The sequence below is a fragment of the Paraglaciecola sp. genome, assembly GCF_051252315.1.
Classification (GTDB): Bacteria; Pseudomonadota; Gammaproteobacteria; order Enterobacterales; family Alteromonadaceae; genus Paraglaciecola.
The window spans coordinates 36,173-47,920 of record NZ_JBPOFP010000025.1 but is presented as its reverse complement, the minus strand read 5'-3'; the positions used below and the strand labels follow the sequence as shown (position 1 = coordinate 47,920).

Annotated in this window: 14 protein-coding genes; all 14 read left to right on the top strand. The window is 40.9% G+C overall.

All coding sequences use genetic code 11. The annotated features are described in order from the left end of the window. Nucleotides 1-239: 239 nt before the first annotated feature. The 14 genes from urtB to ACSHXM_RS07025 all read left to right on the top strand — a co-directional run bounded on the left by urtB (nt 240) and on the right by ACSHXM_RS07025 (nt 11,724). Nucleotides 240-1,889: an urea ABC transporter permease subunit UrtB gene (urtB, locus tag ACSHXM_RS07090; RefSeq protein WP_435688051.1), complete on the top strand. Its 1,650-nt coding sequence runs from the start codon at nt 240-242 to the stop codon at nt 1,887-1,889. Then, nucleotides 1,889-3,091, top strand: a complete 1,203-nt coding sequence (gene urtC / locus ACSHXM_RS07085; protein ID WP_435688050.1) for an urea ABC transporter permease subunit UrtC — start codon at nt 1,889-1,891, stop codon at nt 3,089-3,091. Before urtB ends, urtC begins: the two co-directional genes overlap by 1 nt. After that, complete coding sequence (urtD, locus tag ACSHXM_RS07080; RefSeq protein ID WP_435688049.1) at nt 3,088-3,897, top strand: urea ABC transporter ATP-binding protein UrtD; 810 nt, start codon at nt 3,088-3,090, stop codon at nt 3,895-3,897. Before urtC ends, urtD begins: the two co-directional genes overlap by 4 nt. Further along, nucleotides 3,897-4,592 carry an urea ABC transporter ATP-binding subunit UrtE gene (gene urtE / locus ACSHXM_RS07075; protein WP_435688048.1) on the top strand — a complete coding sequence of 232 codons (696 nt, stop codon included), beginning with the start codon at nt 3,897-3,899 and terminating at the stop codon, nt 4,590-4,592. Before urtD ends, urtE begins: the two co-directional genes overlap by 1 nt. A gap of 65 nt (nt 4,593-4,657) precedes the next feature. Then, complete coding sequence (locus ACSHXM_RS07070) at nt 4,658-5,542, top strand: urease accessory protein UreD (RefSeq protein ID WP_435688047.1); 885 nt, start codon at nt 4,658-4,660, stop codon at nt 5,540-5,542. Between the two features lie 62 nt (nt 5,543-5,604). Then, nucleotides 5,605-5,907, top strand: a complete 303-nt coding sequence (ureA, locus tag ACSHXM_RS07065; RefSeq protein WP_435688046.1) for an urease subunit gamma — start codon at nt 5,605-5,607, stop codon at nt 5,905-5,907. 37 nt (nt 5,908-5,944) lie between these two features. Beyond that, nucleotides 5,945-6,253: an urease subunit beta gene (locus tag ACSHXM_RS07060; protein WP_435688045.1), complete on the top strand. Its 309-nt coding sequence runs from the start codon at nt 5,945-5,947 to the stop codon at nt 6,251-6,253. Then, nucleotides 6,253-7,956 carry an urease subunit alpha gene (gene ureC / locus ACSHXM_RS07055; protein WP_435688044.1) on the top strand — a complete coding sequence of 568 codons (1,704 nt, stop codon included), beginning with the start codon at nt 6,253-6,255 and terminating at the stop codon, nt 7,954-7,956. Before ACSHXM_RS07060 ends, ureC begins: the two co-directional genes overlap by 1 nt. Before the next feature lie 20 nt (nt 7,957-7,976). Next, nucleotides 7,977-8,474, top strand: coding sequence for an urease accessory protein UreE (locus tag ACSHXM_RS07050; RefSeq protein WP_435688043.1), 498 nt, complete (start codon nt 7,977-7,979; stop codon nt 8,472-8,474). Further along, nucleotides 8,464-9,159, top strand: a complete 696-nt coding sequence (locus ACSHXM_RS07045; RefSeq protein WP_435688042.1) for an urease accessory protein UreF — start codon at nt 8,464-8,466, stop codon at nt 9,157-9,159. The genes ACSHXM_RS07050 and ACSHXM_RS07045 overlap by 11 nt, the downstream gene beginning before the upstream one ends. A gap of 84 nt (nt 9,160-9,243) precedes the next feature. Next, nucleotides 9,244-9,858, top strand: a complete 615-nt coding sequence (gene ureG / locus ACSHXM_RS07040; protein ID WP_435688041.1) for an urease accessory protein UreG — start codon at nt 9,244-9,246, stop codon at nt 9,856-9,858. 40 nt (nt 9,859-9,898) lie between these two features. Continuing rightward, complete coding sequence (locus tag ACSHXM_RS07035; protein WP_435688040.1) at nt 9,899-10,081, top strand: hypothetical protein; 183 nt, start codon at nt 9,899-9,901, stop codon at nt 10,079-10,081. A 183-nt stretch (nt 10,082-10,264) separates the two neighbouring features. Further along, nucleotides 10,265-10,726, top strand: a complete 462-nt coding sequence (locus ACSHXM_RS07030; RefSeq protein ID WP_435688039.1) for a nuclear transport factor 2 family protein — start codon at nt 10,265-10,267, stop codon at nt 10,724-10,726. Nucleotides 10,727-10,743: 17 nt separating this feature from the next. Further along, complete coding sequence (locus ACSHXM_RS07025; protein WP_435688038.1) at nt 10,744-11,724, top strand: NAD(P)-dependent alcohol dehydrogenase; 981 nt, start codon at nt 10,744-10,746, stop codon at nt 11,722-11,724. Nucleotides 11,725-11,748 lie beyond the last annotated feature (24 nt).

Genomic DNA, 11,748 nt, shown 5'->3' with positions numbered 1-11,748 from the left:
CTACCTACACCCCGCTTTTTGCGGGGTGTTCTCTTTAAGTTTTACCAGTAAGTTAAGTTTAACAATCACGTTAAGTTTCACAGGCAAGTAACACTTTTGAATAAACTCAGTTTATTTGCCTGTTCGACTTTTAGACCATATTGAAAATATAGGTAACAAAGAATTATGCGGTACCCAAAAAGGAAAACATTATGTTGAAAGTGATCGCGTTGAAAGAGATCGCATTGAAAAAGATCACAATGAGGCAGTTCGCATTAAGAATCGTCATAGCGTTGTTCAGTGTATTTATGTGTTCACATACATTGGCTGAAGACAATAATAATCAAGCTAATCCAAGCTCGACATTGTCTACGCTAACCAAGCAACTGCCCAAAGCTAAATTAAGCAAAATGGCGCCACTAGTAGAAAAGATTGCCGCCACTAAAACACCACAAACCCGTCCGTTATTGCAATATATGTTAGACGGCGAATTATATTACGTGCGAGGTTCGAACCTGATTGTTCGTGCTCAATCGAACCAAGATAAAAAATATGACTTAACGGATGTGCTAGGCAATACCGAATTAGCCCCCGTAAGTAAAAGCAAAATTAAAAAAGTACGGACCAATAACCGTTTACGTGGGCAAATTAGGAGCTTGTTAGCCAAGTTAGACCTAACTGCTGAAAACCCCGAAGTACGTATTCAAGCCCTAACACAACTGATTGATAAGCCAAACGATAGTGCACTGAGCCTGATTGAAGAGTTGATTAGTGCTGAAAAAAATTCAGATGTAAAAAGTTTAATGCAGGTGATTTTAGATATTCAGGTGCTAAAAAATGGTGATGTACAGCAAAAAATTGCAGCCGTTGCCAATCTAGAGAAAAGTTTAGAGCCTGCCGTTAAAAATACTTTGGTCACCCAGTTAGAAGCTCTTCCAAAGAAAACCACAGATGAAGGCGAACTGGCGCTGATTAAAGCCATTACCGATGCACTTGATACCATTGATAGCAAACGTGAATTTTATGGCGTAGTAGAGAACATCTTTTTTGGCCTAAGTTTAGGTTCTGTATTGTTATTGGCTGCCATTGGTTTGGCTATTACCTTTGGTGTCATGGGCGTGATTAACATGGCTCACGGTGAAATGATTATGTTAGGTGCGTATACCACATACGTTGTACAGTTAATCTTTCCTCACTTACTAGAATATTCGTTATTTATTGCTGTGCCTTTGGCATTTTTAGTATCGGGTAGTGTAGGGATTTTAATTGAACGCTGTGTTATTCGGTTCTTAAAAGGTCGCCCTTTAGAAACATTATTGGCTACTTTTGGTATCAGTTTGATTTTGCAACAATTGGTCCGAACAATATTTTCACCATTAAACCGTCAGGTATCATCACCAGAATGGATGAGCGGTTCATTACAAATTAACCCAGTATTCTCATTAACTTACAGTCGTTTATACATCATTATCTTTTCGTTGATGGTGTTCTTTGCTTTGTTACTCATATTGAAAAAATCATCTTTAGGTTTACATGTTCGAGCGGTGTCACAAAACCGAGATATGGCTAGAGCGTTAAGTGTTAAAAGTGATTGGGTTGACGCCATTACGTTTGGGCTAGGATCAGGTATTGCTGGTGTGGCTGGCGTAGTATTGAGTCAGTTAACTAACGTAGGGCCTAACTTAGGCCAAGCGTATATCATAGATTCTTTCTTAGTCGTCGTATTTGGTGGTGTCGGGAATTTATGGGGAACCTTAGTGGCAGCCATGTCGTTAGGGTCAATCAATAAATTCTTAGAGCCAATTACGGGTTCTGTATTAGCCAATATTATTGTCTTAGTCGGTTTGGTGTTATTTATCCAAAAACGTCCTAAAGGCCTGTTTCCACAAAAAGGGAGGTCTGCAGACTAATGACTTCATCAACTACAAATACTTCGAGTGTTCCGTCAACCGCATCAGCGACTGGCGTATTGGGTAAGTTAAGCAATTTACATGTAGTGATTGCCGTTCTGTTATTGGCTACTTTTTATGTGAGTGTATGTAACGTATTTTTTGCTGAAGGTTCTTTGTTGCACGTGAGTGACTACACAGTGAGCTTGTTTGGTAAATATTTGTGTTATGCATTATTAGCCTTAGCCGTTGATTTAGTATGGGGCTATTGCGGTATTTTGAGTCTAGGCCATGGCGCGTTTTTCACCTTAGGTGGTTACGCCATGGGTATGTACTTAATGCGTCAAATTGGTGATCGCGGTGTCTATGGAAACCCAGATTTACCTGACTTTATGGTGTTCTTAAACTGGACTGAAATGCCTTGGTATTGGGCTGGTTCTGACAGCGTATTGTGGATGGTGGCTATGGTCTTTATTGGCCCTGGTTTATTAGCCTACGTATTCGGTATGTTAGCCTTTCGTTCACGAGTGAGTGGGGTGTATTTATCTATCATGACCCAAGCCGTGACTTATGCCTTGATGTTAGCGTTTTTCCGTAACGAGATGGGCTTTGGTGGTAATAATGGTTTAACGGATTTTAAAGAAATTTTAGGCTTCTCTTTACAATCTCCAAGCACTAAATTAGGTTTGTTTATTACCACCGCTTTGGTGTTGGCCGTGGCATACGTGATTTGCCATTTTATTGTCAACTCAAGAATGGGCCGCGTGGTCACCGCCATTCGTGATTCAGAAAACCGCGTTCGTTTTGTGGGCTACAAGCCAGAAGATTATAAAGTCTGGATTTATGTGGCGTCAGCCATGATTGCTGGCCTAGCCGGTGCATTGTATGTGCCGCAAGTGGGTATCATTAATCCAGGTGAGTTTTCGCCTATTAACTCAATTGAGATGGTGATTTGGGTGGCTGTAGGTGGACGTAATTCACTCTACGGTGCGTTAATTGGTGCCATAGTGGTGAGTTATGCCAAAACCCGTTTTACCGCCATTATGCCCGAAGCTTGGTTGTTCGCTTTAGGTGGTTTGTTTGTATTAGTCACCTTGTTGTTACCAAAAGGTATTGCTGGGTTTGTTCCGTCAATAATGACTAAAATAAAAGACAAAAAGGCCAACGCCCAAGCGTTACAAGATAAACAAGCAGAAGACCATGCTGCGGAGGTGAAGTCATGATAGTCGATAAAAATGGTTCGCCGATATCTGCCACCGAAAATATTCAGCCGGATACTCGTCACGGTGTGATCCTATATGTGGAAGATGTGAGTGTGAGTTTTGATGGTTTTAAAGCATTAAACGACATGAACTTATATATCAACGACGGTGAGTTACGTTGTTTAATTGGTGCGAACGGTGCTGGTAAAACCACGTTAATGGACGTGATTACCGGTAAAACTCGTCCAGACACCGGAAAAGTAAGTTTTGGTCAGCAAGTGGATTTGTTACAACTTGATGAGTCAGAAATTGCAAACGCAGGTATTGGTCGTAAGTTTCAAAAGCCGACGGTTTTTGAGCAGTTATCGGTATTCGAAAATATTGAATTAAGTTTAAAGGGCAACAAAGGTATTTGGTCTGCATTATTCCATAAACTAAGTGGTGAACAAAACGATAGGATTGCTGAAATATTGCATACTATTGATTTAGTTGAAGAGCGTAATTACCCAGCTGGTCGTTTATCCCATGGTCAAAAACAGTGGTTGGAAATTGGTATGTTATTGGCAGCTGATCCTCGTGTGTTATTGGTAGATGAGCCAGTAGCGGGGATGACAGGTCAAGAAACAGAACGCACAGCTGAACTATTAACCTCGTTAGCCGGTGATCATTCTGTGGTCGTGGTTGAACACGATATGGCGTTTGTTCGTTCTATTGCTCGTACGGTTACAGTATTGCACCAAGGTTCGGTATTAGCCGAAGGTACCATGTCAGAAATTCAATCTAATCCAGAAGTGATCCAAGTGTACTTGGGTGAGGAGCAAGGTTAATGATAAAACTAGAATCAGTTGACCAAAGATACGGCGGCACTCAAATACTTTGGGACATGAACCTAAATATCAAAAAAGGTTCACGTACTTGTATTATGGGCCGAAACGGTGTGGGTAAAACCACCTTGTTGAAAGTCATCATGGGTATGTTACCTATCAGTGGCGGTAGTTTAGATATTTGTGGTGAAGATGCGGCAAAACGAAGCGTAGAGTCTCGTCCAGAAATGGGCATAGGTTATGTGCCACAAGGTCGTCATATATTTCCGCAGCTTACCGTTGAAGAAAACTTAAAAGTCAGCCTTAACTGTAAACGCCAGACCAGCAAAACGATCCCTGAAAATGTGTATGAACTGTTTCCTGTTTTAAAGGAAATGATACACAGACGTGGTGGTGATTTGTCTGGTGGTCAGCAGCAACAGTTAGCCATAGCCCGTGCCTTGGTGTTAAATCCAGAGGTGTTAATTTTGGATGAACCTAATGAAGGGATCCAACCTAACATAGTGCAATTAATCCGTGATGTATTACTTAAGCTAAATAAAGAGCAAGGTATGACCATTATTTTGGTTGAACAAAAGTTGCCTTTTGCTCGTGCTATTGGTGAAGAATTTATATTAATGGAAAAAGGGCATGTTATGTCTTCTGGTCCCATGGCACAATTAACCGATGAGTTGGTAGGCCAATACTTAGCTGTATAAAAAGTGGCTGTATAATAAAAAGCGGATTAGCCGTGTATAAACAAATATCATTAAGTGTTAATTAAATGAACCTAACCCAAACAATCAAACGTACTTGGTTAGCCAGGTTAGGTTTAACCTTTAGTCATTCAGACTATGGTACCCAGTTATCTCGCACCCAAAGAACTGGGCCGCTTTCAATACAAAAGGCTTTTTATCCAGAAGGCCGAGATTGCGCTCATGTTTATTTATTGCACCCACCGGCGGGCATAGTGTCGGGTGATGAATTACATGTTGATTTAAATCTACCTGAGCAGGCTCATGTGTTGGTAACAACACCAGGGGCCAACCGCTTTTATCGTGCGCGACATGATGTTGAAATTGGTAATCCAGAACAAAAACAAATCACTCATATTGATTTGGCACCTAATGCAAAATGCGAACACTTCCCTCTAGAAACCATTGTTTATGATGGTGCTCAAGGCATTAATCAGGTCATTGTTAAACTAAAATCTGACAGTGTTTATTTGGGATGGGATATTAGTTGTTTAGGTTTGCCCAGTTCGGAACAACCTTTTGAACAAGGAAAGTTTAGTCAACTTAATCAAGTGATTTGCGACAATAAATTGTTGTATCACGATAGAATTGTGATCAGCCCTGAAAATAATTTACAAAACCATATGGCTGGGCTTGCAAGTAATACCGTGTTTGCCACATTTTTGGCTTATGCACCTTCTCATTTAGTGGATCAATCTCAACAGGTTGAGCTCATTGATAAACTAAGAGAAGTGATTGAACAGCAAGGCTTCACTCAACAAGTTAGTGTCACACATATCAAGGAATTGTTGATTGTGCGATATTTAGGGCAACATGCTGAGCAATGTAAACAAATATTTATATTGTTGTGGCAAGAAATACGCCCTTTGTATGTAAAAAAACAAGGCATAGTGCCACGTATTTGGCATACCTAATTGGCCACCATTTAGCTTAGAAAAAGAGCTTAGAAAAACAGCCTAGAAAAGAGCAGGAAATTATGGATTTATTACCAAGAGAAAAAGACAAGTTACTTTTATTCACGGCAGCATTATTAGCTGAAAGACGTTTAAAACGTGGCGTGAAATTAAATTACCCTGAATCCATGGCGTATATTTCTATGGAAATTATGGAAGGCGCACGTGACGGTAAAACGGTAGCTGAAATGATGGATTACGGCCGCACTTTGTTAAGTCGAGAACAGGTGATGGAAGGCGTGCCAGAGCTTTTAGCTGAAGTACAAGTTGAAGCAACATTTCCTGACGGCACTAAGTTGGTGACTGTTCATAACCCGATCACATAACCCTAAGTGTTGAAGACAGACTTTTTAAGGAAGCAGCATGATCCCAGGTGAAATTAAAACAGACGGTGGTGAACACGCCCTAAATGTAGGCCGTGACACGATTAAAGTGACAGTCGCAAACAGCGGCGACAGACCCATTCAAGTGGGTTCTCATTATCATTTTTATGAAGTAAACGGTGCGTTACATTTTGACCGCGAAGCGTGTAAAGGATTTAGGTTAGACATCACCTCTGGCACAGCCGTGCGTTTTGAACCCGGACAAGAAAGAGAAGTGACACTTGTTGAATACGCCGGAAAAGGCCGAGTGTTCGGCTTCCGTGGCTTAGTTCAAGGAGATTTAAAATAATGGCTAGTATTGATAAACACGCTTATGCACACATGTTTGGTCCTACAGTAGGCGACCGTGTTCGCTTAGGTGATACCGATTTATGGCTCGAAGTTGAAAAAGATTTCACCGAGTACGGGGAAGAAGTGAAGTTTGGCGGTGGTAAAGTCATCCGTGATGGCATGGGGCAAAGCCAAGCATCATGTTTTGAAACCGTTGATTTGGTGATCACTAATGCCACCATTTTAGATCACTGGGGTATCATTAAAGCCGATGTTGGCGTAAAAGACGGACGTATTGCTATTATTGGTAAAGCCGGTAATCCAGACATTCAAGACAATATCGATATTGAAGTTGGCCCTGGCACAGAGGTTATTGCAGGAGAAGGTCAAATTTTAACGGCTGGTGGCATAGATGCTCACATTCATTTTATTTGCCCGCAACAAATCGACGAAGCTTTAATGTCTGGAGTCACCACTATGATAGGTGGAGGCACTGGTCCTGCAACCGGGACTAACGCAACGACCTGTACGCCGGGACCTTGGAATATTCATAAAATGTTGCAAGCTACCAATGATTTTCCTATGAACTTTGGATTTTTAGGAAAAGGTAACGCCAGTTTACCTCTCGCAATTGAAGAACAAATCGAAGCCGGTGTGTGTGGCTTAAAACTCCATGAAGATTGGGGCACAACCCCCGCAGCCATTGATAATTGTTTGTCGGTAGCGGAACGGTATGACGTTCAGGTGGCTATTCATACCGATACGCTAAATGAATCGGGTTTTGTTGAAGATACCATTGGGGCATTTAAAGGCCGCACAATTCATACTTATCACACTGAAGGTGCAGGGGGCGGACACTCTCCTGATATTATCCGTGCTTGTGGTGAGTCTAATGTATTGCCATCTTCAACCAATCCAACTCGTCCGTATACGATCAACACCATAGATGAACATTTAGATATGTTGATGGTGTGTCACCACTTAGATCCGAATATCCCTGAAGATGTGGCATTTGCTGATTCTCGTATTCGTAAAGAAAGTATTGCGGCTGAAGACATCATGCATGACTTAGGTGCAATTAGTATGATTGCTTCTGACTCACAAGCAATGGGGCGCGTGGGGGAAATGATTACCCGTACATGGCAAACCGCCCATAAAATGAAACAACAACGGGGGCCACTTGCGCCTGATACCGAACGTAACGATAACTTTAGGCTTAAACGTTATGTGGCGAAATACACAATTAACCCGGCAATTAGTCATGGCGTTAGTCACGAAGTCGGTTCGATTGAAGTGGGGAAATTAGCAGACTTAGTGTTATGGAAACCTGCATTTTTTGGTATCAAACCGTCGATGATCATCAAAGGTGGTTTTATTGCAGCAGCGCCTATGGGTGATGCTAATGCGTCGATACCTACGCCACAACCCGTGTATTACAGACCTATGTTTGGCTCTTATGGTAGTGCTTCTGCTCAAACGTCATATACCTTCATGTCTCAAGCTTCAATCGACAAAGGTGTGCCTGAAAAAATTGGTATGACTCGAAAAGTCGCTGCTTGTAAAAACACCCGTAATATTGGTAAAGACGACATGATCCACAACAGTTGGCAACCCAAAATAGAAGTGGATGCTCAAACTTATGAGGTGCGCGCTGATGGTGAACTATTGACTTGTGAGCCTGCAACGTCTCTTCCTCTCGCGCAATTGTATACGTTATTTTAAAGTTAGGAATTAGATAGAAGATGCTACAAGCATACGAACGTTTAAGTCATACCCACGACCCAATTGATGGGTCGATCACTTTAGATCATGACACCCGTAAAAAAGCGCGGATTAAAGGTCAAACCGATCAAGGTGAAAGCATTGGAATATTTGTTGAGAGAGGTCATCCACTTTTAGTGGGAGAAGTGCTCAAAACAGAATGTGGAAAACTAATCGAAGTATTAGGCCAAGCTGAACCTGTAAATACAGCCACGGCTACTGACTGGTTAACTTTTAGCAAGGTTTGTTATCACTTAGGTAACCGCCACACTGTGTTACAAGTGGGGGAATTGTGGGTGCGTTTTAAACCTGATCACGTATTGGCCGAACTAACCGAACAATATGGATTAATTGTCGACCACACCCCAGCCATTTTTGAACCTGAAAACGGCGCCTATGGTAAAGGTGGGCATTCTCACGGGCACGGGCATTCTCATAGTCACTCATCTGGTGAAAAGAACCATGGTCATGAGCACTAATACTCCTCAAGCTCTGAAGCTTAATCGGTTACTACAATTATGTAGTGCAAACTTACCGGTGGGCGGCTTTTCGTTTTCTCAAGGCTTAGAGTATGCCGTTGAGAACGATTGGGTGACTAACGTCGACACTACCCAAAGTTGGATTGAATTAAACTTGTCTGTAGCGTTAGCGCAAACTGATTTGGCGGTACTTAAACGTTTATATAGTGCCTTGATTGAAGGCCAAGAAGAGCAATTTAACCATTGGAATGAGTTAATTTTGGCTAGCCGCGAAAGTTACGAGTTACACATGGCTGATGTGGCTATGGGTAAAGCGTTAGTACGCTTGTTAAATCAATTAGACAATTTACCCACCGACAAACAACAGGTTTTATTACAAATTCAAGATATGAGTTTTGTCAGTGCTTTTGCTATTGCGGCTTTTACCTTTGATTTGGATCTATTGTCTGCCCAAAGCGGATATTGTTGGACTTACATAGACAACCAAGTGGCAGCAGCCACTAAAATAGTGCCCTTGGGACAAACTCAGGCGCAAAATTTGCTGTATGATTTGTCCGAAAAAGTTGAAGCCGTTGTCAGTGCCGCAAACTTAGTGGCTGATGATGAAATAGGGGCAAGCTTGCCTCATTTAGCCATGGCTAGTGCCTGGCATGAAAACCAATATACCCGGTTGTTTCGCTCTTAGTTCTGGCGTTCTTTTCTTACTAACTAAGAACGAAACAACTAAGAACGAAATAACCAAGATTTTAAAGAATAGATGTGGAATAACATGAAGAAAAAACAAATATTACGAATTGGTGTCGGTGGACCCGTTGGTTCAGGCAAAACCGCATTACTGCGCGAGTTATGTTTAGCTTTACGAGATAAATATAACATTGCCGTTGTGACTAACGACATATACACCCGTGAAGACGCTGAGTTTTTAACCCGTCACCAAGCCTTAGAGCAAGACCGTATTATGGGCGTAGAAACCGGTGGTTGCCCACACACCGCAATTCGTGAAGATGCTTCCATGAACTTAGCTGCTATAGACGAATTACAATCACGTCATGCTGATTTAGACTTTGTTTTAGTTGAAAGTGGTGGTGATAACTTAAGTGCTACATTTAGCCCGGAGTTATCTGACTTAACCATTTATGTGATTGATGTGTCTGCTGGCGACAAGATCCCGCGTAAAGGAGGCCCAGGCATTACTAAGTCTGACTTACTTATTATTAATAAAATAGACGTGGCAGAACTAGTAGGTGCGTCACTTGAAGTGATGGACAGAGATAGTAAAAAAATGCGTGGCGACAAACCGTTTATTTTCAGTAATATGAAAACCAAACAAGGTTTGGCAGAAATTATTAGTTTTATTGAAACCGAAGGCATGCTGAAGGTTTAACCATTTTTAAAGAGTGAAAACTCCATTTGAGGATAATGTTATGAAATTTATTTTATTGATTTGCAGTGTTTTATTAAGTTCACAAGCTTTTGCTCACCAAGACCATGCATTGGGCGAAAGCCACATTGCTTACCACATTGCTTTTTACGCTTTGTTAGCTTTGGTTGTGTTTAAAGGTGTCAGCTGGTTGAAAGCTAAAAAAATTAATCAGAAGAAAGATTAAGTAGATAAGTCTACTTAATCTTTTTGATAAAAAAGGCCTCGATTGAGGCCTTTTTTGTTTTTGGTATGGATTGCATCTATATACAAGTCGAACGGTAGATTATTAGAGGTAAATACTGTTTTAAAAATCCAGGGGCAATGTTCGAATATACACAACAACTTTTTAATTTAACTAGGAACGTGTATGAAAAAGTGGGCTGTGGTTATGCTAACAATATTAATGTCAATTAATGTGTCAGCAAAAGATATGGATTTAAATCAATTTGCCAAAGATTATTTTAAGGCTTTTGTTGCTACTCAGCAGGTTGATGCCAAAGCGGCTGACTTAGAGCAGTATCTGGATTATTTAACCGATGATGTAGGAACCATACATATTCCGTTCAATTCTGACGATAGTCGTCATAAAGGTGGCAAAGATAAATTTAAAGAAAGCATGTCTGCCATGATGGGAAAAAATACTGAGTTTAAAGCGACGATCGAAGAAATAAGAGTGTTTAATACAACGGCAATATTAATCCGTTTTAAACAATCAGCAGTTTACGTTAATAAAGAACAAAACACGGTTTCTCCTTGGGCTATGATGATAACTGAGATTTTAGAAATGGATGGCGATAAAGTTGGCTTGATCCGCCGTTACCATGATTAACATGTGACTAGAAAGTGATGAAAGCAATTATTTATACGAAATACGGCACGCCAGATGTCTTAAAAGTGAAGCAAATAGCAAAACCTGCATTTGAGCCTAATGACGTTTTAGTGAGAATTAAGGCCGTTGAAGTCACTAAGGCTGATTGTGAACTTCGTAGTTTTCGCTTTCCAGTACAATGGTTTTGGCTGCCCTTACGGATAGCTTTGGGGGTTACTAAACCGAAAAAACAGGTATTAGGTGGTTATTTCTCAGGACAAATTGAATCTGTGGGTAAAAATGTAAAGGCTTTTCAGGTAGGAGAAGAGGTATTTGGTTGTGCCGGTTTTGGCATGGGAGCGTACGCCGAATATCTAGTTATTTCTGACTCCAGCACATTACTCCCAAAGCCAGTTAATTTGAGTTTCGAAAATGCTGCGGCAGTCCCTTTAGGAGGTTTAAACGCTTTACATTATTTAAGGCGCGCTAAGCTTAAAAAAGGAGAAAAAGTATTAATAAATGGCGCTGGAGGAAGTATAGGCACCTTTGCTGTACAAATAGCGAAGTCAATGGGTGCCATTGTTACCGCTGTGGATAGTGGAATAAAAGAAAATATGTTGAGGGAAATTGGGGCTGATGAGTTTGTTGATTATACCAAGCAAGACTTCACCCAAAGCGCACAGCAATACGATGTTATTTTTAATATGGTTGCAGGGGTCCCCTATTCAGCTTCTATTAAAGCATTAAAACCTAATGGCCGATATTTATTGGCTAACCCACGTTTGTCGGACATGTTCAGGTCAGTCATCACTACTCGGTATTCGAACAAAATAGTAATGTTTTCTTTTGCTGGCGAAAAAACTGAAGAGTTATCAACTTTAAAAGATATGCTAGAAGCTGAGGAAATATCATCTGTTGTGGATATTGTTTATCCCATGGAACAAGTTGCAGAAGCCCATCGAAAAGTCGAAGCAGAAGAAAGAATAGGCAGTGTCGTTATTTCGATAAACTCAGCTTAAAAAGGTTTTATACCTCTTAGCAGG